This is a genomic window from Bacterioplanes sanyensis (genome assembly GCF_014652515.1).
GTDB classification, from domain to species: domain Bacteria; phylum Pseudomonadota; class Gammaproteobacteria; order Pseudomonadales; family Oceanobacteraceae; genus Bacterioplanes; species Bacterioplanes sanyensis.
On sequence record NZ_BMYY01000010.1, the window covers coordinates 82,899 to 105,655 of the forward strand.

General features: G+C 54.1%; 23 protein-coding genes. 15 read left to right on the forward strand and 8 right to left on the reverse strand.

Annotation, left to right across the window (positions count from 1 at the left end; translation table 11 throughout):
- The first annotated feature begins 131 nt into the window (after nucleotides 1-131).
- From IE090_RS13815 to moaE, 6 genes are all read left to right on the forward strand, one after another.
- Nucleotides 132-2,045: a methyl-accepting chemotaxis protein gene (locus IE090_RS13815; protein ID WP_189389046.1), complete on the forward strand. Its 1,914-nt coding sequence runs from the start codon at nucleotides 132-134 to the stop codon at nucleotides 2,043-2,045.
- A 226-nt stretch (nucleotides 2,046-2,271) separates the two neighbouring features.
- On the forward strand, nucleotides 2,272-3,267 hold the full coding sequence (moaA, locus tag IE090_RS13820; protein ID WP_189389048.1) for a GTP 3',8-cyclase MoaA: 996 nt from the start codon (nucleotides 2,272-2,274) through the stop codon (nucleotides 3,265-3,267).
- Between the two features lie 3 nt (nucleotides 3,268-3,270).
- Nucleotides 3,271-3,798 carry a molybdenum cofactor biosynthesis protein B gene (gene moaB, locus IE090_RS13825; protein WP_189389051.1) on the forward strand — a complete coding sequence of 176 codons (528 nt, stop codon included), beginning with the start codon at nucleotides 3,271-3,273 and terminating at the stop codon, nucleotides 3,796-3,798.
- A 1-nt stretch (nucleotide 3,799) separates the two neighbouring features.
- Entirely contained in the window at nucleotides 3,800-4,276 is a 477-nt protein-coding gene (gene moaC / locus IE090_RS13830; RefSeq protein WP_189389054.1) for a cyclic pyranopterin monophosphate synthase MoaC, read from the forward strand.
- Nucleotides 4,273-4,512: a molybdopterin converting factor subunit 1 gene (moaD, locus tag IE090_RS13835; RefSeq protein WP_189389057.1), complete on the forward strand. Its 240-nt coding sequence runs from the start codon at nucleotides 4,273-4,275 to the stop codon at nucleotides 4,510-4,512. The genes moaC and moaD overlap by 4 nt, the downstream gene beginning before the upstream one ends.
- A gap of 2 nt (nucleotides 4,513-4,514) precedes the next feature.
- The gene (gene moaE / locus IE090_RS13840; protein ID WP_189389059.1) at nucleotides 4,515-4,976 is read left to right on the forward strand and encodes a molybdopterin synthase catalytic subunit MoaE; all 462 of its coding nucleotides are present in this window, start codon (nucleotides 4,515-4,517) and stop codon (nucleotides 4,974-4,976) included.
- On the opposite strand, the gene IE090_RS13845 is transcribed toward moaE, so the two are convergent.
- The 3 genes from IE090_RS13845 to IE090_RS13855 form a co-directional block, all read right to left on the reverse strand.
- Entirely contained in the window at nucleotides 4,945-7,206 is a 2,262-nt protein-coding gene (locus IE090_RS13845) for a putative bifunctional diguanylate cyclase/phosphodiesterase (protein ID WP_229815779.1), read from the reverse strand. The genes moaE and IE090_RS13845 overlap by 32 nt on opposite strands.
- A 141-nt stretch (nucleotides 7,207-7,347) precedes the next feature.
- Entirely contained in the window at nucleotides 7,348-8,463 is a 1,116-nt protein-coding gene (locus IE090_RS13850; RefSeq protein ID WP_189389065.1) for a PilT/PilU family type 4a pilus ATPase, read from the reverse strand.
- 11 nt (nucleotides 8,464-8,474) lie between these two features.
- On the reverse strand, nucleotides 8,475-9,509 hold the full coding sequence (locus IE090_RS13855; RefSeq protein WP_189389067.1) for a type IV pilus twitching motility protein PilT: 1,035 nt from the start codon (nucleotides 9,507-9,509) through the stop codon (nucleotides 8,475-8,477).
- A 79-nt stretch (nucleotides 9,510-9,588) separates the two neighbouring features.
- Between IE090_RS13855 and IE090_RS13860 the strand changes: the two genes are divergently transcribed.
- From IE090_RS13860 to IE090_RS13880, 5 genes are all read left to right on the forward strand, one after another.
- Entirely contained in the window at nucleotides 9,589-10,320 is a 732-nt protein-coding gene (locus IE090_RS13860) for a YggS family pyridoxal phosphate-dependent enzyme (protein WP_189389070.1), read from the forward strand.
- A gap of 30 nt (nucleotides 10,321-10,350) precedes the next feature.
- The gene (gene proC, locus IE090_RS13865) at nucleotides 10,351-11,181 is read left to right on the forward strand and encodes a pyrroline-5-carboxylate reductase (RefSeq protein ID WP_189389073.1); all 831 of its coding nucleotides are present in this window, start codon (nucleotides 10,351-10,353) and stop codon (nucleotides 11,179-11,181) included.
- Nucleotides 11,182-11,190: 9 nt separating this feature from the next.
- Nucleotides 11,191-11,787, forward strand: coding sequence for a YggT family protein (locus tag IE090_RS13870; RefSeq protein WP_189389076.1), 597 nt, complete (start codon nucleotides 11,191-11,193; stop codon nucleotides 11,785-11,787).
- A gap of 84 nt (nucleotides 11,788-11,871) precedes the next feature.
- Nucleotides 11,872-13,110, forward strand: coding sequence for an S-methyl thiohydantoin desulfurase family protein (locus tag IE090_RS13875; protein WP_189389079.1), 1,239 nt, complete (start codon nucleotides 11,872-11,874; stop codon nucleotides 13,108-13,110).
- On the forward strand, nucleotides 13,103-14,659 hold the full coding sequence (locus tag IE090_RS13880) for a PAS domain-containing sensor histidine kinase (RefSeq protein WP_189389082.1): 1,557 nt from the start codon (nucleotides 13,103-13,105) through the stop codon (nucleotides 14,657-14,659). Before IE090_RS13875 ends, IE090_RS13880 begins: the two co-directional genes overlap by 8 nt.
- Nucleotide 14,660: 1 nt before the next feature.
- Here the strand turns inward: IE090_RS13880 and IE090_RS13885 are convergent, their stop codons facing one another.
- Together IE090_RS13885 and IE090_RS13890 are read right to left on the reverse strand one after the other, a co-directional pair.
- Nucleotides 14,661-15,878, reverse strand: a complete 1,218-nt coding sequence (locus IE090_RS13885) for a polyhydroxyalkanoate depolymerase (RefSeq protein ID WP_189389086.1) — start codon at nucleotides 15,876-15,878, stop codon at nucleotides 14,661-14,663.
- Between the two features lie 64 nt (nucleotides 15,879-15,942).
- Nucleotides 15,943-16,086, reverse strand: a complete 144-nt coding sequence (locus IE090_RS13890; protein ID WP_189389088.1) for a hypothetical protein — start codon at nucleotides 16,084-16,086, stop codon at nucleotides 15,943-15,945.
- Between the two features lie 46 nt (nucleotides 16,087-16,132).
- Here IE090_RS13890 and IE090_RS13895 point away from each other — a divergent pair, with 46 nt between their 5' ends.
- Nucleotides 16,133-16,468, forward strand: coding sequence for an Mpo1-like protein (locus IE090_RS13895; protein ID WP_189389091.1), 336 nt, complete (start codon nucleotides 16,133-16,135; stop codon nucleotides 16,466-16,468).
- Between the two features lie 159 nt (nucleotides 16,469-16,627).
- A complete protein-coding gene (locus tag IE090_RS13900) occupies nucleotides 16,628-18,256 on the forward strand; it encodes an acyl-CoA synthetase (protein ID WP_189389094.1) in 1,629 nt (542 codons plus the stop codon).
- Between the two features lie 10 nt (nucleotides 18,257-18,266).
- Here the strand turns inward: IE090_RS13900 and IE090_RS13905 are convergent, their stop codons facing one another.
- Nucleotides 18,267-19,643 carry an MATE family efflux transporter gene (locus IE090_RS13905; RefSeq protein ID WP_189389097.1) on the reverse strand — a complete coding sequence of 459 codons (1,377 nt, stop codon included), beginning with the start codon at nucleotides 19,641-19,643 and terminating at the stop codon, nucleotides 18,267-18,269.
- Between the two features lie 140 nt (nucleotides 19,644-19,783).
- Here IE090_RS13905 and IE090_RS13910 point away from each other — a divergent pair, with 140 nt between their 5' ends.
- Nucleotides 19,784-20,500 carry a DUF481 domain-containing protein gene (locus IE090_RS13910; protein WP_189389098.1) on the forward strand — a complete coding sequence of 239 codons (717 nt, stop codon included), beginning with the start codon at nucleotides 19,784-19,786 and terminating at the stop codon, nucleotides 20,498-20,500.
- Between the two features lie 25 nt (nucleotides 20,501-20,525).
- On the opposite strand, the gene IE090_RS13915 is transcribed toward IE090_RS13910, so the two are convergent.
- Nucleotides 20,526-21,047: a hypothetical protein gene (locus IE090_RS13915; RefSeq protein ID WP_189389101.1), complete on the reverse strand. Its 522-nt coding sequence runs from the start codon at nucleotides 21,045-21,047 to the stop codon at nucleotides 20,526-20,528.
- Between the two features lie 163 nt (nucleotides 21,048-21,210).
- On the opposite strand from IE090_RS13915, the gene smrA reads away from it, so the two are divergent.
- On the forward strand, nucleotides 21,211-21,801 hold the full coding sequence (gene smrA, locus IE090_RS13920; protein WP_189389104.1) for a DNA endonuclease SmrA: 591 nt from the start codon (nucleotides 21,211-21,213) through the stop codon (nucleotides 21,799-21,801).
- Nucleotides 21,802-21,813: 12 nt separating this feature from the next.
- Here smrA and IE090_RS13925 read toward each other — a convergent pair whose 3' ends face one another.
- Nucleotides 21,814-22,602, reverse strand: coding sequence for a substrate-binding periplasmic protein (locus tag IE090_RS13925; RefSeq protein WP_189389106.1), 789 nt, complete (start codon nucleotides 22,600-22,602; stop codon nucleotides 21,814-21,816).
- Nucleotides 22,603-22,757: the final 155 nt, after the last annotated feature.

Genomic DNA, 22,757 nt, shown 5'->3' on the forward strand with positions numbered 1-22,757 from the left:
ATCATTGTCTGGACACGACACAGATCAGTATTCAATACCCACCAATATCGATAATATAAACTGTTAATAAAAATATTTTTAAATAGCAAGATCAATGGCCATCACAGCACCTACTGCATGAGGACAATGCTATGAATCTAAACTCCTTATCCGGGCGCTTGCTGATAGCAGTAATTCTGCCCGTCACGCTGGTGTTTGCATTACTGCTGTTGCTAGTACGCCAACAGTTAAATACATCATTGCCTATCATGCATGAACAAGCTGCCACGGCGGAAACCCAGGCCCGAGGTGCCGAGGTCAGCCGTTGGCTGAGCGGTTACCACCTCTGGTTAGAAAGCCTATCCGCCGCACCGCAGTTACGCCAAGATGATGCCAGCGTGGTGCAGTTCCTGCGTCGCCACTTACCTGCCGACCCAGCCATCAACCGCTTGTTTCTGATTCGTCCCAACGGTATGACGGTGACTCACAGCGGCCAGACCGGCCTTGACCTTAGCCAGCGTGACTATGTCCGACAGCTACGCAACGGCGAGCAACGTCTTATCGCAGACCCTGTGCGCTCCTCAGTTGATCAGCGACCAGTTTCCGTATTAGCCGTACCCGTGCGCCAAGAGGGCCAACTATATGGCTATCTGGCCATCGCTTTAGGCATGGAAAAACTCACTGAGGTCGTGCAGCAACTGGCCGAAAGTGAAGGCAGCATCGCTTGGGTAGTAACGGCAGATTCCACCGTGATTGCGCATCCAGATAGTCGCCGTATTTTAGCTACCAAGCTCAGCAACGCCGACCAGCAACTGGGCTATCGAGGCATGAACGATATCGCTCGGCAAATGCTTAACCAGGACTCAGGCGTGGCAACCTTCGAGCTCGCCGACGGCACCAACATGACCACCGTCTATGCCACCATTGCAGGCACACCCGGCTGGCGCATTGGAGCTTCCCTACCAACTGATAGCTTTACTGCTTCAGCGCGCAGCCTGTTAAGCAATATTGTGTTGCTGATGCTACTGGGCCTGGCGCTACTGGTGGCGGTCTTGGTGGTGATTGCCCATAAAATCACCCACCCTATCCGACAAATGGTGGCCCTGTTGCACGAAATTGCCGATGGTGATGGCGACCTGACGCAGCGTCTACCCTCTGAGCGTAAAGATGAAATAGGTGAACTGGCTAATGGTTTCAACCGCTTTACTGACCAGATCCACAGCCTAATGCAAGGCATTGCCAGTATCGTCAGTGACTTGGCACACCAAGCGCGTCAGCTAGAGAGTGGCTCGGTGGATATGAACAACACCGCGGCCGAGCAACAAGACGAAGTCGATCAAATTGCTACCGCGATGAATGAAATGGAGAGCACGGTTAGAGACGTCGCCAGTCATGCACAAACAGCCTCAGGGGCCGCCCAAGACGGCAGCCAGCAAGCCACCTTGGGCCAGCAACGAGTGGCCGCCGTATTGCAGACCATCTCTGATCAGGCACAAATGATCGAAGCCAGCGCTAATGAAGTCGAAGCTTTACGTCAGTCCGGCGAGCAAATTGGTCAGGTCATGGATGTGATTCGCGGCATCGCCGAGCAAACCAACTTGCTCGCTCTCAATGCCGCCATTGAGGCTGCACGCGCAGGCGAAGCCGGTCGCGGTTTTGCCGTGGTTTCCGATGAGGTGCGGCAGCTGGCCGGCCGCACCCACGAATCCACCGAGCAAATTCAGCGCACCGTCGATGAACTGCAAGAGCGTATTCAGCATGCGGTGCAATCCATGCACAAAAGCAACGAGCACTCAGCCTCGACCGTGGCAGAAGCCGAGCGAGCTGAACAGGCGTTACATGCTATTAGCCAAGCCATTGCCGATATAGAAGGCATGAACATCCAGATTGCTGCTGCCACAGAAGAGCAAAGCGCCACCGCTGCCGAGCTTAATCGTAACCTCGGCCGCATTGTCGACTTCAGTACCCGCACGCGCCAGCACACGGATTCCACCAGTCAGTCGGTCTCTGAGCTATTCAACCTTGCCGATCAGCTACAACAGAACGTTAATCGCTTCCGTCTCTGATCCAAGCAGCGCAGGCCTAATAGCCAGCGGTTGCACACCGCCCCCAGCGCTGCCCCTGCGGTGGCGCTAACAATAACAACCGATGAAGCCTAAACCCTTTGACTGTGCTAATAAGTGGCCGAGCCTAGGCTGGCGGCAACGCCAACTAGAACAGATCGGTCAAAACGCCTTTCACCCAAGCGCTGGGCTTTCTACAATGGCTCGGTAGCCAAACTCTGAGAACGGCATGACCAGCTACCAGCCCATTCCACTACAAACCTTGCACGACAATCACGGGCGCCGTTTTACTTACCTGCGCCTGTCGATTACGGATGTCTGCAACTTTCGCTGCCACTACTGCCTGCCGAACGGCTACCAAGGTGATGGTGAACCAGAGCCTTTGAGCCTGGAGGAAATCCAGCAAACAGTCACGGCCTTTGCCGCCTTAGGAACGCGCAAGGTGCGCATTACTGGAGGCGAGCCGTCGCTGCGTCGTGACCTGATCGAGATACTGCAAGTAGTAACCGCCACAGCAGGTATCGAGCAGCTGGCCATCACCACCAACGGCTACAAGCTGCCACAGCATATTGATAGCTGGGCAGCCGCCGGCCTAAGCCAGCTCAATGTCAGCATTGATAGCTTGGATGCACGGGTGTTCAAAGCCATTACCGGCCACGATCGCTTGCGCGAAATCCTCAGCGGCATTGAACGAGCGTTAGAGCTGGAACTGCCGGTCAAGGTCAACGCCGTATTACTGCGCGACCAGCTGGATCAACTGCCGCAGTTTCTCGCTTGGCTGCGTCACACTCCCGTGACCCTGCGCTTTATCGAACTGATGCAAACCGGCAGTCAGCCGGACTACTTTAAACGTCACCACATCAGTGGTGACGTCATTCGCCAACAGTTACTACAGCAAGGCTGGCAAGCACTGCCACGAGGCCCCCACGCCGGCCCTGCGCAAGAATATCAACACCAAGAGTATGCCGGCCGCATTGGCTTAATCATGCCCTATAGCCCCAACTTCTGCAGTTCCTGCAACCGTCTGCGCATCTCTGCTGCCGGCAAACTGCATTTGTGCTTGTTTGGCGAGCAGGGCTATGATTTGCGCCACTTGCTACACCCGCAGCATCAAGCTGAACTGCAACAGCGGCTACAACAACTGCTGCAACTCAAAGCGTCCGGCCATGACTTACACCAGGGAAACAGCGGCGCTATTCGACACTTTGCCATGATTGGAGGCTAATCAATGGCACACACCTACACAGACCAGGCTATTGCTCTGAATATTGCCGTGCTGACGGTTTCTGACAGCCGTACCGAAGCCACGGATACCAGTGGACAACTGTTAGTTGAGCGCCTAACGGGAGCTGGTCATAACCTTAGTGATAAGCGCATTCTGGCAGATGATAAATACCGCATTCGTGCCCAGGTCGCCCAATGGGCTGCTGATGATCGCACCCAAGTGGTGCTGATCACGGGTGGCACCGGCTTTACTGAGCGCGACGCCACCCCTGAAGCTGTGCAGCCACTGTTCGACAAAGAAGTACAAGGCTTTGGCGAGCTGTTTCGACAGCTCTCTTATGAAGAAATTGGCAGCTCTACGGTGCAAAGCCGCGCTGTGGCAGGCTTTTCCAACGACATGCTTATTTTTTGCCTGCCAGGCTCCAGCAATGCCTGCCGCACCGCTTGGGATCGAATCATTCGCGAGCAACTCGATAGCCAGCACCGCCCCTGCAATTTTGTGCTGCGGTTGAAACCTGTGACGGAGAACTAACATGGGCGAACTGTCCCACATCAATACCGATGGCGAAGCCAATATGGTTGACGTCAGTGACAAAGATCACAGCCAGCGCGAAGCCATCGCCGAAGGCTTCGTATGCATGCAGGCCGACACCCTCCAGCGCATTGTCGATGGCGGCCACGATAAAGGCGATGTCTTCGCTGTCGCTCGGGTTGCTGGCATCCAGGCCGCTAAGCAAACCGCACAGCTGATCCCATTGTGCCACCCTCTCATGCTAAGCAAGGTCGCGGTTGAGTTTGAATGCCAGCCCCAGCATCACCGCGTGCACATCATCGGTCGTTGCAAGTTAACAGGGCAAACCGGTGTTGAAATGGAGGCCTTAACGGCGGTTTCTGTCGCCGCCTTAACGCTGTTCGATATGTGCAAAGCCCTCGACCCAAGCATGCGCATCGAAGGCATCCGTGTTTTATCAAAACGCGGTGGCAAAAGTGGCGACTGGAGTGCCGAATGAAAGTGCTGTTTTTTGCCGCCTTACGCGAGCAGCTGCAGTGTGATGCACTGGAGCTGCAAGCCACCACGGTCGCGGCACTGCGCCAACAACTGCGGCAGCGCTGGCCCCAGCATGCCGACTTGCTGTCAGCCGAACAGGCGTTAGTGGCTATTAATCAAGTACTGAATCACGACGAACAGCAATCTCTGAATGATGCCGACGAAGTCGCTTTTTTCCCACCCATGACCGGAGGCTAAGCGTGGATAGCATCCAGGTGCAACGGCAGGACTTTAACCTGGCGGAAGAATATCACGCCTTAAGCCGCGACCCGCAAGCCGGCGCCATCGCATTATTTGTTGGCCAGGTACGCGACATGAACCTAGGCTCGGATGTGCAAGCACTGGAGCTGGAGCACTACCCAGGGATGACCGAGCGCAGCTTGCAGCACATCGTCAACACAGCACATCAGCGCTGGCAGCTAACGAGCGTTAGAGTTATTCATCGCTATGGCTATTTAAACTTGGGCGAGCAAATCGTGCTGGTCGGCGTCAGCAGCGTCCATCGGCAAAGCGCTTTTGACGCTTGCCAGTTCATTATGGATTGGCTGAAAACCGACGCACCCTTTTGGAAAAAAGAGCACACACGCGACGGTCAACGCTGGCTGGAAGCCAAAGCCTGCGACCAGCAAGCTAGAGATAAATGGCTGGACTCTCACGAATAAACACCGCCAGCTCCGCAGCCGGCATGGGCCTGGCAAAGTGGTAGCCCTGATAACGGTCGCAACCATCTGCCATCAACAGCTCTTTTTGATCGGCGGTTTCAACACCTTCCGCCAACACTGACATGCCATAGTTTTTACCGATGGCAATCACGCTTTGCGCCATTTTGTGCGCGGTTTGATCAGTGCGAATATCGTCGATAAAGCTTTTATCAATTTTCAACTCATCAATCGGTAACAAACGCAACACACTGAGCGATGAAAAGCCGGTACCAAAGTCATCGAGAGAGATGCGCACGCCCATATCGTGCAGTTCATTGAGAATCGGCAGCACCATTTGCAGGTCCTCAATAAAGACGCTTTCAGTGATCTCCAATGTCACTAGCTCCGGCCGCAAGCGGTAATGGCTGATTTGCTCACGCACGCCCTCGGCAAAACCCGCCTGGAGAAACTGTTTCACTGAGATATTGATGGCGATATCGAAGCGCTCACCCAGATGCTGTTGTAACAGTGTCATCTCCCGCATTGCCGTGCTGACAACAAACTCACCAATAGCAGGCATTAGGCCGGTGGATTCAGCCACACCAATAAACTCATCTGGCGGCACAAAGCCCAGCTCGTCGTCTTTCCAGCGGATTAAGGCCTCAACGCCCAACATGCGACCATCGTGGCTGACCTGGGGCTGATACACCATAAACAAATGCCCACCGCTCAGCGCCGAGCGCAACCGCTGCTCAATACGGATCTTGCGCAAATACCCGCTTTCCATTTCATCGTGATAAAAGTGCACTGAGTTACGAGCTTTTTTAGCCTCATGCATGGCGATGTCGGCGGCACGTAACAGATCATTCATGCTACGACCATGCAGTGGATAGCGCGCCACACCAATGCTGGCACCGAGCTGAAAGTTGAAGCCATAGACGGTGTAATCACGCGAGACCGAATCAATAATGGCGTTGGCACGCTGACGCACGCGATCTTGGTCTGTGGTTGTTAACAGTAGAATGAACTCATCACCGCCCAGACGGGCCAGCACCTCCCCATCCTCGACATGGCGCTGCAGACGATGACTGAGTTCGATCAGCACCTGATCGCCGCAATCATGACCAAAACTGTCATTAACGCCTTTAAAGTTGTCCATGTCGATAAACATGACAAAAAAACCACGATCTTCGTCCATCCAACCGTGTACGTGCTCCAACAAGTAATTGCGGTTTGGCAGGTTGGTAAGGCCGTCGTGATTGGCGGTAAAAAACAACTGCTGACGCTGCAGGTCTTCGGCACGAGCGATGGCGCGAAAGAGCGCAAACAATACCAACACTACAACACCGTAAAGAGCAGCATAAATCGCGACACGCCCCAAAAAGACAGTGCGCAGCGGCTGCTCAGGCGTTTCAGTAAATACCCATAAGTCATAAATAGGCAAAAACATGGCGGCACCCAGCACGGGCTCACCATCGCGATGCAATCGATATCCCCAAGCACCTTTACCCATGCGAACCGTCGCTAGGTCAACGCCATTATCTTGCTGCAATGCTCGCTCAATGGCGCGTACGACAGCTGTTTCCAGCGGCTGAGCATAGTTGTTGCTGCCTCCCGCGCTGGTCGTAAACTGCAGATAATTATCGTGTGTACGCAAAATCCAGGTGCGGTCTTGATCGCTCAAGCGCTGCTGAAACAAATCAGAAGCAGTGCTCAGATCGATACCAGAGGTCATCACCGCCACCACGTTTCCGCGGTCATCGCGCAAGGCTTTGCGTAGCGGAATAATCCAGCGTTGCAGGGACGGCATCAAATAGGTTCGACCCAGTACCATGTGACGACTGTGCAAAGCGCGTAAAAAGGAATCGCGGGTATCTGGATGCTGCAATAAGTTGGGCTGGTTACTCCCTAAAGCATTGCTGCTAGCTTGCAGAAACTCACCATCCGGGCTGGCCAAGCCGAAACCAACTAATACCGGATTCACTTCTAACAACCGATCGAGTAGTGGGACTGGGCGACTGCCTTGCAAAGCATCAGGCGCATCCAGCAACTCATCACCCAGTATATCCAATAGCATTTCTTCGGCGGCCAATACACTGCGTACCGTTTCGCCCATCAGCTCGGCCCGATTGCTGTAGGTGCGCAGGTTTTCATCCAGCTGCGCATGCCAGCCATAGCCGACAATCGCAGCCAGCAAGACCAACCCGCCAAGCACGATAAAAACAAACAGGCTCCAGATATTGCGTCGCATCAGCGCCAAACAAAACCACCTTTTATGAGGACAACTAGCCGTGAGGGTAGCTCGCGGATTGTCGCATAAGGATAGTCAAATGACAGAGCCGCGCCGATTTCCGATGACTGCGCCTGACACATATCAAGCGCAGTCAAGAGATCAGTCCTGAAGACGCAGATTGCGGGTGGCGCCATCCAGCTGATCAAGGTCGGTTTCTGAACCCAGTTTGATCATCAAGCGCAAGTCGTTAGGCGAGTCCGCATGAGCAATGGCGTCCTCATAGGTGATTTCACCTTGCTCATACAGGTAATAAAGTGCCTGGTCGAAGGTCTGCATACCCAACTCGGTGGATTTGCGCATTAATGGCTTGAGCTCATGCACCTCCCCCTTGCGAATCAAGTCAGCGGCCAGTGGCGAGTTGATTAATACTTCCACCACAGCTCGGCGCCCCCGACCATCGGGCGTCGGAATCAATTGCTGCGCCACAATGGCTTTCAAGTTAAGGGATAAATCCATCCAAATCTGGTTATGTCGTGCCGGCGGAAAGAAGTGAATAATCCGCTCCAACGCCTGGTTGGCATTGTTGGCGTGCAAGGTGGCCAAACACAAGTGGCCGGTTTCGGCGAAGGTCACCGCGTGTTCCATGGTCTCAGGTGAACGTACCTCACCAATCATGATGACATCCGGCGCCTGACGCAGACAGTTGCGCAGACCGATCTCAAACGATTCGGTATCTAAGCCCACTTCGCGCTGAGTAATGATGCAGTTATCGTGGCGATGCACGTACTCAATCGGGTCCTCAATGCTGAGAATATGGCCCTTACTGTTGTGATTGCGATGACCAATCATGGACGCCAGCGAGGTTGATTTACCGGTACCCGTAGCACCGACAAAAATAATCAAACCACGCTTTTCCATCGCCAAGTCTTTAATAACATCAGGAAGGCCTAAGTCGTCGACCTTGGGAATGTCAGTTTCAATGCGCCGCAATACCATGCCAGCAACATTGCGTTGATAAAACGCACTGGCACGAAAACGGCCAATACCACTGGCGTTGATGGCAAAGTTCAGTTCTTTCTTTTCTTCGAACTCAGCTTGCTGCTTGTCATTCATTAAGCCGAGCACAATATCACGGGCTTGCTCGGCCCCAAGTGGGTTGCGACTGAGCGGCATAATGGTGCCGTGCACCTTCATGGAGGGGGCAACGCCCGCGGTGATAAACAGGTCGGAGGCCTTCTTCTCCACCATTAGGCGCAAAAATTTGTCCATAGACATAGTGGCTTACCTCAGAAGTTATCCGGCACTTTGGCTTTTTCTCGCGCTGCTTCACGCGAGATCAGGCCTTTCGCCATCAGGTTCTGCAGGCATTGATCCATGGTCTGCATGCCGTAGGCGCCACCGGTCTGAATCGCCGAATACATTTGCGCAATTTTGTCCTCACGAATGAGGTTACGAATCGCCGGGGTACCCACCATAATTTCATGGGCCGCGACTCGACCGCCACCGTTTTTCTTCAACAGGGTCTGGGCAATCACGCCCTGCAGCGATTCTGACAGCATTGACCGCACCATGGATTTCTCTTCCGCTGGGAATACGTCCACGATACGGTCAATGGTTTTGGCCGCCGAGCTGGTGTGCAAGGTGCCAAAGACCACGTGACCGGTTTCCGCCGCGGTCAGCGCTAGGCGAATGGTTTCTAGGTCCCGCAGCTCGCCCACCAGAATCACGTCCGGGTCTTCCCGCAGTGCGCTGCGCAAGGCTTCGTTGAAACCCAAGGTGTCGCGGTGCACTTCCCGTTGGTTGATCAAGGCCTTTTTGGATTCATGCACAAATTCGATCGGATCTTCAATGGTGAGGATGTGGTCGTATTTATTCTCATTAATATGGTCAATCATGGCCGCCAGCGTGGTCGACTTACCCGAGCCTGTCGGCCCAGTGACCAGCACAATGCCGCGTGGAATGTTGGATAAATCTTTAAACACCTGCCCCATGCCCAACTGATCCATGGTCAGTACTTTGGACGGAATGGTCCGGAACACAGCACCGGCACCACGGTTGTGGTTAAAGGCGTTAACCCGGAAGCGCGCCACACCGGGCACTTCAAAAGAGAAGTCGGTCTCCAAAAACTCTTCGAAATCCTTACGCTGCTTATCGTTCATGATTTCATACACCAGCGCGTGCACCTCTTTGTGTCCCAGCGCCGGCAGGTTGATACGGCGAACGTCGCCGTCAACCCGGATCATGGGAGGCAAATCCGCCGACAGGTGTAAGTCGGAAGCCCCCTGTTTGGCACTAAAGGCCAACAGTTCGGTAATATCCATAGTTTCTCCTTCACGCCGTGCGCGAACGGCGCCTTGGCTTTATCATTGGTTGCTGACAATCCTAAACCAAGCCTAAGCAATGTCCACACTCGAACAACGCTACCATGCGGTGCAACAACGTATAGACAAAGCCTGCGAACAAGCCGGTCGCAGCCGCCAGCAAGTGGCACTGTTGGCGGTCAGTAAAACCAAACCCGCCAGCATGGTGCGCCAGTGTTATCAGCTCGGGCAACGCGCCTTCGGTGAAAACTATTTGCAGGACGCATTGGACAAAATAGACGCCTTGGCGGATCTCGACGACATTGAGTGGCATTTTATTGGCCATTTGCAGAGCAATAAGAGCCGGACCGTCGCCGAGCGCTTCCAGTGGCTGGAAACGCTTGACCGTCTCAAGCTGGCACGGCGGTTAAGCGATCAGCGTCCTGAGGGCATGGCACCTTTGCAGGTGCTGTTGCAGGTCAACATCAGTGAAGAAGCGCAAAAGTCTGGGGTGTTGCCGTCGCAGGTGCCCGAACTAGCCGCCCAAGTCGCTGAGTTGCCGCGCCTGACCGTGCGCGGGTTGATGTGCATCCCCGAAGCCACGGACGATGAGCAGCTACTCAGCCAACAATTCGATCGCATGCAGCAACTGCTGGAGAGCCTGAGGGTGGATCACCCGCAGGCCGATACACTGTCAATGGGCATGTCCGGAGACCTAGAGCTCGCCATTGCCCATGGCAGTCATCAGGTGCGGGTGGGCACGGATATTTTTGGTGCTCGTGATCAGCCAGCAAGTGTGTCTGTTGTTGCCGACGCTGGCCCAGATACCTAAACTCGCAGCAAATTCAATGAAGGAAGCAACATGACGCAATTGGCTTTTATCGGCGGTGGCAACATGGCCGCCAGCATCGTCGGCGGCTTGATTCAAACGGGCGAATTGCCCGCCAACCAGATTCATATCAGTGATCCCAATGCCGACCAACGCGAGCGCTTGGCGGCAGACTATGGCGTGCAAGTGTATGCCGACAACGCTGCTGCCATTGCGCAAGCAGACGTCGTGATGATGGCAGTGAAGCCACAGGTCATGAGCCAAGTGCTAGAGCCACTGCGAGAGCAATTAACAGAGCGTCAGCCGCTATTGATCTCCATTGCCGCCGGCATCGATCTGGCCTCGTTGGCGCTGTGGAGCGGCTGCCAAGCCATTGTGCGCTGCATGCCTAACACACCTTCTTTGGTTGGTGTTGGCGCCAGTGGCTTGTTTGCCAGCGATGCAGTCAGCATGGAGCAACGCAACTTGGCCGATGCTTTAATGCGCGCCGTTGGCATTACCGTTTGGGTTCAAACCGAAGCCGAGATTGACACCGTGATTGCCGTTTCAGGCAGTGGTCCGGCCTATTACTTCCTGATGATGGAAGCCATGATTGAAGCTGCCGAAAAGATGGGTATGAGTCGTGAAACCGCGACGAAGCTAACGCTGCAAACCGCTGCTGGAGCCGCTGAAATGGCGCGTCAATCCGATGTCGACCCAGCTGAGCTGCGTCGCCGTGTCACCTCGCCAGGCGGCACCACCCAACAAGCCATTGCCACCTTCGAAGCCGCTCACCTGCGCGATGTTGTCGATGCCGCCATGCAGGCCGCCTGCCAGCGGGCAGCAGAATTAAGCCAAGAGCTGGGTGCCAACCCTAAAACCTAAGGAGCCCTTATGTCAGCGTTTACTCAGGTGGGTCTGCTACTGATCAATACCATCGGTAGCTTGTTTGCATTGGTGGTACTGATGCGTTTTTTGCTGCAGTTAGTGCGTGCCGATTTTTACAACCCCATCTCGCAATTTATTGTGAAGGTGACGAATCCGCTGCTGATTCCCTTGCGGCGCGTGATTCCCGGCTTTGGCGGGCTTGATCTGGCCTCGCTATTGCTCGCTTGGTTAGCACAGTGCGTTTATATCGCTGCCATCGCTATGATGTTGGGCTTAGGGCTGCCATGGGCCAACATTTTGGTGTGGGGCACCATCGGCTTGGTTAGCCTGCTATTCAATATTTACTTTTGGGGCTTGTTAATTGTGGTGATCGCCTCCTGGATCGCCCCCAACTCCTACAACCCGGCGTTGATTCTGATCAATCAATTACTAGAGCCAGTTATGGGGCCTATTCGGGCCAAAATGCCGGATATGGGCGGCTTGGATTTATCCCCCCTGATCTTTATCTTGGCCTTAAAAGTGGCTGAAATTCTCTTGCTCACCCCGCTGTATCAGCTCGGCCAGGTGCCGGTCGCACTCGCCAATGTCGTCATTGGTTTGTAACACCCTGTTGCGGCGGCCATCGCCTGCCGCCGCTTTCCCCGTTATGATCATCTGCTGAGTTGTTAGCAAACAAGGAAAGACGGGATGGCATCACACTCAATAGAGATTCAACGCACAGACCTTCAAAACCTGATTGAAGGGGCTTGTTTTTTGGCCTCCGGCGGCGGTGGCCCTAAAGACATGGCCAATGTGTTTTTGGAAGAGTTTCGCGGTCCGGTGACCATGGTCGCCACCGCAAGTATGCAGGCAGGCGACTCCAGCTTAATGGTGGTGGACCTCGGCTCACCGGCCAAAGCCAAGCAAGGCTTCGGCCTTACCGCCCCCGTCAATGCCTTTGACTGCCTCAGTGCATATTTAAAAACCGAATGTGGGCAAACCCCAAGCTACTTGCTACCGGGCGAAATCGGTGCGGTCAATACCCTGCTGCCGTTTTATATTGCCGATCATATTGCCCGCCACAGTACACAAAAATTGCTGGTTTTAGATGCCGATCCCTGCGGCCGCGCCGATCCAAGGTTGAATGAAACATTGCTGGACGTGGCAAACGGTATTAGCTGCTGTCCGGCGGTCATCGCCTCCGATACCTTAGCAGGCGCTACTAAGACAGATGCTGCCTTGCAAGACAAAGACTACCACTATACCGAGTTTACCGATCCCCAGCTAAGCCCCACCGAGCTGGAAGATAAAGCCCGCGAGGTCGTATCACAGCCAGGTTATAACCAAGTGGGTGGCATGGCCTTATACCCGTTAGAGGGCAAGTTCGTGCATCGCTATGGTCGGCAATATTTGGTTCAAGAATCCGTCAGTCTGGCCATGTCTGTGGGCAAACAGTTGCGCCAAAATCCGAGTGATGCTCAGTTGAGCCATGCTCTCGATAACTTGGCCATTACTAATTATTGCTTTGTGACTGGCACCATCAGTGAAGACAGCGTGCGCAACACCGACGATGGCTTCGATAACGGCATTACCATCATCAACGGCGATGACGGTGATACGTATTGGGTGGTGATGCGCAACGAAAGCTTGCTTGCTTGGAATGATACCCAAGGGCGTTTTTTAGCCATCGCACCGGATTGCATCAATATGCTGCTGCACACAGATGCTGGTCGAGAGTCTATTTCTAACGCATCGATTGCTGCAGGCCAGAGAATCACCCTTTGGGGCACTGCAGGACCGGCACAAGTTATCCAGCAGGCAACACTGGTCAGCCGTTTTACGGATGATATCAAGCACGTGTTGGACATCCCGGAGTTCAAGGCATACAAGGAGCGCATGAACTTTAAAGAATATATTCCCATCGAGACTCTCAATAACCATGACTGATGAGCGCAGTAAGAGCCTAGAGCAGCATTTATTTTCTGAAATCTGGGCCAATTCACCCGATAACATGTTCATTCTTGAAGTGGGTGAAGATGATTTTTATTTGGTGAACACCAATACCGCGCAAAAGGCCACCATGGAGCTCACGGGCGGTTTACCTAGAGGACAAGCACTGCGCTCAATTTTCCCACCTGAGCTGTACCAGAATTTGGTGCAGCGCTATCAGCAATGTGTGGATCAGCGCCGGCCACTGCAGTACGAAGAAAGCGAATCCTTCAGCAGCCATGATGGTCGTGAGCAGCATTGGAGTACGATTTTATCGCCGCTGTTTGATGAACAAGGCAGGGTGGCGCATATTTTTGGCGTCTCGCGCAATATTACTCGATTGAAGCTAGCGCAAACCCAAGCGGAAGCCGCCAACGCCGCAAAAATGGCTTTCTTAGCCAATATGAGTCATGAAATGCGAACGCCACTGAATGGCATCAGCGGCGCTGTCGAGTTGCTGCAACATACCGATGATGCCGCAGAAAGAGCGCAGTTATGCGCCATCATTCAGTCATCCGTAGAAGCAATGACGCAGCAAACCAACGATATTCTCGACTTTGCGCGGCTAGAAGGTGGTCATGTCAACTTACATGACCAGCCGTTTAACTTGGCTGAAGTCGCTCAGCAGGCGTGCTCTCTACTGGAGCCGATGCGCCGCAAAAACCAAGTCACACTGAGCTGCGAGGTTGACCCGCAACTACCCCAGCACCTAATCGGTGATGGCGGTAAACTGCAGCAAATTTTGCTCAACTTGCTCAGCAATGGCATTAAGTTTGCCCCAAATGGCCATGTACAGCTGCAGCTAGACTTATTCAAGCGGCAGCCACGGCAAGTGCAGGTGCGTATTAGGGTAAGCGACGATGGTATTGGCATTGCGCCAGAGCATCAGCAGCGTCTGTTCCAACCTTTTTATCAAGTTGATAGCAGCACCACCCGTGAATATTCCGGTAATGGCCTAGGGCTGGCGATCTGCAAGGGTCTGGTTGAAGCCAAAGGCGGGCATATCAGTATGCGTAGCACACCTGGAGAGGGCTCAGTGTTTGAAGTGATCATTGGCTATCGCTCAGACCAAAGTGAAGAAAAATTCTCAGGGGGGCACCACCAGCAGTCACAATCACATCGTCTTTCTGGCCATGTGCTCTTAGTCGAAGACAACGATACCAATCAACTGGTGACGCGCAAGATTCTGGAGCGCGCCGGCATGCAAGTAACACCCGCCTACGATGGCCAACAAGCCGTGAACTGCTGCGCCCAGCAGCGCTACGATTTGATATTGATGGACTGGCACATGCCGGTGATGGATGGCTTGCGCGCTACCCAGGTTATTCGCCGACTGGATGACTATTATGCCCAGGTACCTATTTTAGGGCTGACGGCCCGAGGAATGAGCGAAGATCGCAGTGCTTGCCTGGCAGCCGGCATGGACGACGTGGTGGTTAAGCCGTTGAACCCGACCAAGCTGATCAATCAAATTCAGCGCACGCTGAACAGCACTGAGGCATCCTAACTCATTGATGTTTATGCATAAAATCTTTGACCTCTGGTGCAATGTGCTGACGAAAGCGACGGCCATTAAAAATGCCGTAATGCCCCACGCCTTCGACCTCAAAATGCCGCTTCTGCGCATTATCGACATTGCGACATAAAACCAACGCCGCCGCGGTTTGGCCGCGGCCAGTAATGTCATCCAGCTCGCCCTCCACCGTCATCAGCGCCATGTTCTCGATGGCCGCTAGGGTGACAGGATGGCCGCGATGCTGCATACAATCACGCGGTAGCTGATGCTCCAAAAAGACGCGCCGAATGGTCTCCAAATAATAATGAGCGGGCATGTCCATTACAGCTAAATACTCGTTATAAAAGCTGCGGTGGGCTTCCGCACTGTCGCCGTCGCCGCGAATCAAGTCATTAAAAAACTTAAAGTGCTTGCTGATGTGATTATCGAGATTCATCGACATAAACCCCGTGAGCTGAATAAACCCGGGATACACCAGCTGCCCTTGGCCGGCAAAGCCAGCAGGGACCTGACAAATAACATTGCGCTGAAACCAAGCTAGATCTTTGCCTGAGGCATAGTCATTGACGTCCGTTGGGCTGATACGCGTGTCCACTGGCCCGCCCATCAAGGTCATTGAGCGCGGCAAGGGTACTCCACGCTCCGCCATCACGGCGGCGGCAACCAAAGCGGGCACACATGGCTGACACACCGCCATCACGTGCGTTTCAGGGCCGAGGAAGCGCAAAAATTCGATCAAATAGTCGACATAATCATCGAAATGGAACCCCCCGTCTTCGACCGGTACCTCACGCGCATTGCGCCAATCGGTGATGTAGACCTCATGGTCTGGCAGGAACTCGCGCACTGTGCCGCGCAATAAGGTCGCGTAATGGCCCGATAGCGGCGCCAGCATCAATACTTTGGGTTGGCCTTCAGGCTGTGGCTGGCGGCGAAAATGCAGCAAATCACAGTAGGGCTTGCTCAGCACACAGTCGTAATGTACCTCGCACGGCTGGTCTTGAACCCAAGTGGCATCCAACTGCCAATCCGGTTTGTCATAGGAATCGGTGAGCCGCTCCAACAACTCTACCGACGCCCGCAATGAGCGCAGGCTCCAGCTGGCATTGGCCGGGTTCCAAGGTTGATATAACCATTGGCGACTTTGTCGCGCCAGTACGTGCAAAGGCTGCATAAAACGGGTCATTCCGGCATTCAATTGATAAAGCATCGCGCACCTCGTCAGGCAGGATAAGCATCGGCAAACGCTGGTTTGACCAATGAACTGCAGCAGCTTAGCAGCGCTTTTCGGTATTGCTGGCCACCAAGACGGCCAGCATGCCATCGCTAAAGCGATATCTTTGATCAAGGCATGCCGTTTGCAATGGCATTATTGTCAGGTGCTCGCGTGGCACCCAAGGCCCTGTTCTGGGCGACATGGGCCGCTACTATGATGCCTACAGATAACAATATCGAAGGTGCGCTATGAGCGATTCCAAAGAGTTTTCCAGCTTCGCCGAGTTTTATCCCTATTACTTAGCCGAGCATGACCACCCAGTGTGCCGGGCTCTGCACTACAGTGGCAGCCTCAGTGCTTTAGCGGTCGTGGTGTTTTGTGTGATGAGTGCTGCGTGGCTATGGTTGCCACTGGCTCTGCTACTGGGCTACGGCCAGGCTTGGATAGGCCATTTCTTTTTTGAGCACAATAAGCCCGCCACCTTTCGCTACCCGTTGTGGAGTTTTATGGGTGACTGGGTGATGCTCAAAGACTGGCTCAGTGGCCGCCTCCCACGGCTCCTTGCTGACCGACACAAGCCCTAACTGTGGTTTTTACTTGCGACTACTACCTAGGTCGGATTTGCAGGCGACGAATCGGGCATTTTAATGATTTTCTCAATAACAGCGATCTGGGGGCGCTGCGCAGCTCTGTTAAGCTGCTAATACGACTCCCAGCCTAAAGGGGATAATGCCGGAGTCGCTATGCAGCATCACAATATTTATGAGCTAGGGCTGGAAGCCAATCCAGCCAACTACACCGCCCTGAGCCCAATCAGCTATCTACAACGAACTGCATTTGTTTACCCAGACCGGATCGCGCAAATCCACCAGCATACCCGCTATACATGGGCTGAGACCTACGACCGTTGCGTGCGTCTGGCGTCCGCTCTGCACCAACGAGGCATATCAAGCGGCGATACCGTCTCCTTCCTGTGTGCCAACATACCGGCATTATTCGAAGCACACTTTGGCGTCCCCATGAGCGGCGCAGTACTCAATGCCATTAATACCCGCCTCGATGCCGAAGCCATCGCCTTTATTCTGCAACATGCCGAAGCAAAGATTCTATTTGTTGATCGAGAGTTCGCCGCTGTGGCAGCCAAAGCGCTGAAGATGCTGGCGGTCAAACCCCAAGTCATCGCCATTGACGACCCCTATTATGCCGATGGCGAACTGCTAGGCGAACTGGAGTATGAACAGCTGTTAACCCAAGGTTCACCTGACTTCGACTGGCAGCTACCAACGGATGAATGGCAAGCCATTACCCTCAACTACACCTCGGGCACCACAGGTAACCCCAAGGGCGTGGTGTATCACCACCGCGGTGCCTACCTCAACGCCGCCAGCAACATCATTTCTTGGAACATGGGCCAACATCCGGTGTACCTGTGGACGTTGCCACTGTTTCACTGCAATGGCTGGTGCTTTCCTTGGAGTGTTGCCGCCGCTGCCGGCGTGAGTGTTTCATTGCGCCATGTGCGTGCCGATGCCATTTATCAAGCCATCAAAGACCATTGTGTCAGCCATTTCTGCGCCGCTCCTATTGTTCTAAATCTTCTTAACAATGCACCTGAGGACATGAAAGCTGGCATCAATCATCAGGTGCATGCCATGACAGCTGGCGCCGCTCCCCCTGCTGCCGTGATTGAAGGCATGGAGCGCATGGGGTTCCAAGTGACGCATGTTTACGGCTTAACCGAAACCTACGGCCCTTGTGTCGTCTGCGCATGGCACGACGCTTGGGACAACAAAGATCTGGCTGAACGAGCTGCATTAAAAGCGCGCCAAGGCGTTAAAAGCCCTATGCAACAAGACTTAAAGGTAGCCGACCCTGATACATTGCAGCCCGTACCACGAGACGGCGAAACCATTGGCGAAATCATGATTCGCGGCAACTTGGTGATGAAGGGCTACTTGAAGAATCCAACCGCTACCGAGCAGGCATTTCAAGGTGATTGGTTTCATAGCGGCGATTTAGCCGTCTGGCATGAGGACGGCTACATAGAAATCAAAGACCGCTCCAAAGACATCATCATCTCAGGTGGTGAAAATATCTCATCCATTGAAGTGGAAGATGTGCTTTACCGTCATCCGGATGTAGAAGAAGCCGCCGTCGTGGCCAAGCCCGACGACAAATGGGGCGAGACCCCCTGCGCTTTCATTAAGCTACGTGTGGGTGCTGACGTTACCGAAGAAGCCGTTATCCAGTTTTGCCGCGAGAACATGGCGCACTTCAAAACTCCGCGCTATGTGGTATTTGGCGAGCTGCCGAAAACCTCCACCGGTAAGATCCAGAAGTTTATTTTGCGCGAGCAATCGAAGCAGATATGACACTGCGGCTTCACTCCAGCCTCAACCGCCGGCCGGCCAAGCCAACTTGGCCACCGGCTTGTATGCGCTGCACCAGCCACCATACCCAGCAGCCGGCGATGGCATTGCCCACAGCAGCTCCCAGTAACAGCCCCTGATAAGACCAACCCCAGTGCTGGCCCAGCTGCATGCCCAGCCAGGCCGCAGGCACATACAATGCAAATAAGCGCACGGCATTCACTAACATCGACACTTGGGTTTTCTGCAGTGAATTCAGCGCGGCATTGACACACAGCACAACGCCCATGCCGGCATAGCCCAGCGGCAGCCAACGCACAAAGTCAACGATGTAAGCTTGCACCTCGGCATCATCAGAAAACAACTGCGCCAGCCAACCGCCGCCCAGCCATAACAACAGGCAAATAAGCCCCTGCCACAGCAGCAGAAACCGAAACGACAGCGCTAATGCTTGCCAGATACGCGACCAATGACCAGCCGCACGGTTCTGCGCTACAAAAGTCGGCAACGTCGACGTTAAAGCCAGTATGACGACGATGGCAAAGGGCTCCAACCGCATGCCGACGCCAAACCCAGCCACCGCTTGCTCCCCCATAGGGGCCACCCATGTCAGCAGCATTACCCCTGCCAATGGCACTAGCATGTTGGTCACCATGGCAGGTATGCCCAGCCTTAATAAGCGCCCCCAGAGCGCCACCACGGATCGCCAGCTCAAACCAGCCAAACCCAGCAAGCCCTGACGCCATTGACGCATTAAGATCACACCAATGACCAATAACCAGCACAGGCCACTGGCCACAGCCGCACCGCCAATACCCATGCCGTCAAGCGGCCCCAAGCCAAATATCAGTAACGGATCGAGCACGGCATTTAATACCGCGGCGACCATCATCATGCGTGCTGGTAAGCGGGTGTTGCCGCTGGCGCGCAGAGTGCTGTTCTGAACCATCATCAGCATCATCAATATGCTGGCCAGCCACCACCAGCGCATGTAATCCCAGATATCTGCCAACAAGGCAGGGGCAGCCCCCAGCCAGCGAAACAGCCAAGGATGAAGCCACATCCCGAGCAGCGCGAGTAGCAGCCCTAACAACAAGGCCAGCAGCAATGCCGTGCTACTGGCCTGGCGGGCCGCACTGGCATCGTCAGCACCAACGGCATGAGCAACCAGAGCCGCCGCGGCAATGCCTAGTCCAATCGCCAGGTTCATCACTAACATGGTCACCGGCAAGGCAAAGCCCACCGCCGCCAAGCTATCGGTGCCCAATAAACTGATAAACCAGGTATCGACCAAGTTGAAAAAGAATACCGCCAGAATCCCCACCACCATGGGCCGAGTCAGCTGGATCAGCACCGTCTGGACCGGCGCCGTTAAAATTGCCTCACGCACACGCTACCCCTGTTTAGCTGCGGGGCTCACTGTAGACGAAGCGCTTGCGCGCTGCCCGACACAGACTGTTGCAGGCAGCAGCATGGCTGGTTACTCTGCCGCCTGTTTTTTTATTGCATGACCGTCCTGAGGATTTATTCATGAACGCTTTTTCCTCCCTCGGCTTGGCTCTGTGCTTAGCCAGCGTTACCGCTGCTGCCGATGACGCTCCACAAAGCGCTTGGAGCGGCGCCTCTGAGCTGGGTTATTTATTCACCTCAGGCAATACGGATACCAGCAACCTGAATGGCAAGTTCAACGTCAAACATGAAGGCCAGCGCTGGGATAAAGCACTCAAGCTCACGGCCCGTAGCAGCAAGGAAGATGGCGAAACGTCAAAAGAAAAGTACAGTGGCGAGCTGCAGCTAGACCGCAACTTCAGCAAACGCTCCTATCTGGCATCGGTGCTGAAGCAAGAGCGGGATCGCTTTTCTGGCTTTGAATACCAAACCACGGCAGCCATCGGTTATGGCTATCGAATTTTTACCCAAGACGAGCTCAAATGGCACATTGAGGCCGGCCCAGGTTATCGTCGCGACAAAATCAAAGACAGCGATTTAGTCGATGAAGAGTGGATCGGTAGATTGGCCAGCAAGCTTACCTGGGGCATTGCTCCAACGGTACAACTGATCCAAGAAATCAGCGCCGAGCCCGGTCAAGACAACAGTGTTTATGAATCTGAGACCAGTCTAAAAAGCACCGTTATCGGCACCTTGGCAACCAAGATCAGCTACAGCGTCAGCTATACCGACAAAGTGCCTGAAGACAAGGTCAACACCGATCGTGAGTTCGGTGTGACCTTGGTATACAGCTTCTAAAAGAAGGGCTTTGGCCAGCTCACCGTCAAAGTGACTGGCGGTGATGGTGAAAGCGTTTTTGCTGGCGCTGCTGCAGAGCCTGCCATTGCTGCTGTTGCTCAGCCGTTAAAATCAGGTTGAGCTGTTGTTGTAACTGCTGACGTTGCTGCTGTTTTTGCTGCAATGTTGGCGGCCAGTTTCCGCTTTGCTGCAGCGATTGCTGTAGCTGTTCACGCTGCTCTGCAGTCAGAGACAGCTTCTGACTGAGCTGTGACACACGTCGTTGCTGCATTTTTTGCTGACGCTGCTGCAGCAGCTCATCGGCTTGTTGGCGTTGCTCCGGTGTCAGCAAGGCGCGCATTTCTGCATGCAGCGCCTGACGCTGCTGTTGTGCATCTTTACGATGGCGCTGCTCCAGTTGCTGCAGCTGTTGTTGCTGCTGCTCACTGAGTTGCAGCTGCTGTGCCCAGTCCAACTCACGATGCTGTCCTTTAAACGCCCACGCCGGTTGGCTGAGTGCCATCACTGCCATGGCGACGATGGCACTTCTGTGATTAAAGCGAATCATATTGAAAGTCCTCTGAGTTAATGCGATCACGGCTCGCATTTCCACAATAAAACAGGGGCTTTAAAAGTAGTGTCTGGGCACGCAAAGAAGTGTGTTAGCTGCGGTATCATAGGTCAGCGATGCAGCGAGCTTCATCGCGAAGACAGTATTAAGAGGTGAAACCATGGCTGAGTCTGACGACGATCTGTTTTTACAGGAAATGCAGGGGGTAAAGCGTTTGCCCCAGCGCCCCAAGGTGCAGCTGCGACGCGGCCCGGACCTGGCCAAAGCCAACGCCGCCGCGCGCCAGCAAGCGGCTGTGAGCGAAAACCAAGGACATGACCCTAACCATTTACGCCTATCCGAAGTTGAACGCGTGGGGCCACACGACATCATCGGCTACAAGCGTCCCGGTATTCAGGACGGCGTGTTTCGCAAGCTACGCCTAGGTAAATATGAAATTGAGGCCCGCTTGGATCTGCACCGTCGCACCATTGACCAGGCTCGTCGAGAGGTATATCGCTTTATCAACGACTGCCTAGAGCACGACTTACGCAGTGTGCTGATGATGCCGGGCAAGGGTGATCGCAATATGGAAGACCCAGCACTACTAAAAAGCTATTTGGTGCACTGGCTACAGGATTTGGACGACGTGCAAGCCTTTCACACCGCCCAACTGCATCATGGCGGCTCCGGTGCCTTTTATGTGTTGCTGCGCAAAAGCGACCGCAAGAAACAGGCTAACCGTGAGCGCTTCACGAAAGGCAGAGTGTAAAAGCAGCGCAGATTATTCCAAACTGGTCGATCCGCGTTTTTCCCAATCGCGCATGGCTTGTCGCAAGAAGCCCTCCATCACCTTTTCTTGCTGGGCTTTTTGCAATACCGCTTGCAGCTGCTGGCGAAACTCAGGGGTATTGCACACCGACTTCTTCGACATGGTTAAATACAGCGGCTCCTGTGACACCGGCACCGCCAACGGCCGCACCTCTGAAATACCGAGCTGCGAGGCATACGCTTTGCCTGGGTTTAACTCGTAAATAAAGTAATCCACCCGGTCACCCTGCAACATGCGCAGCCCCTGCTCCAGCTTAACGGCTTCGTGAATGGTGAGGTTTTGCGCCGCAAACTCGTCGAACTCCTGACCGAAACTGTTGTTAATAACAGTAACGCCCTGCCGACCGATCAGATCCCGCCATTCACGATACTCAAAGGGGCGAAATTCACTCACCCAAACGGCGGTTTGCGTCATTTGAAAGGCCGGTCTCAGATAATCCATACGCTGGGTGCGGGGTTCGGTATAAAAAGCGCCGGCAATAAAGTCGATATGGCCTTTGGCCAACTCTTCTTGAGTGCGCCCCCAAGGGCCAACATAGCCGATGTCAATGGTCACACCCAGCTGCTCGGCGATGTAGTCCATCAGCATGGCGTTGGCACCCACCAACTTCATAGAGTCGTCCGCCGAACGCCAAAGATAAGGCGGGTATTCAGCATTACCGCTGGCAGTGAAATGCTGGCACGTGCTGGCGTACGCCTGTGGCAGCAGTAATAACAACAGCATGCAGGTTATGAGCTTCACGACGAGTCTCCATTACCACCCTCTGGCCGGCACAAACAGGCGAGAGTTAATGAGCGTTTTGACACTCTAATAGTAGTTCGCCCAACCACGGCTGCCGGCCAAGGCCCGCCAACTTCGCCTGACATGAATGACAGTGTCAGCAATCGGGTCAATGT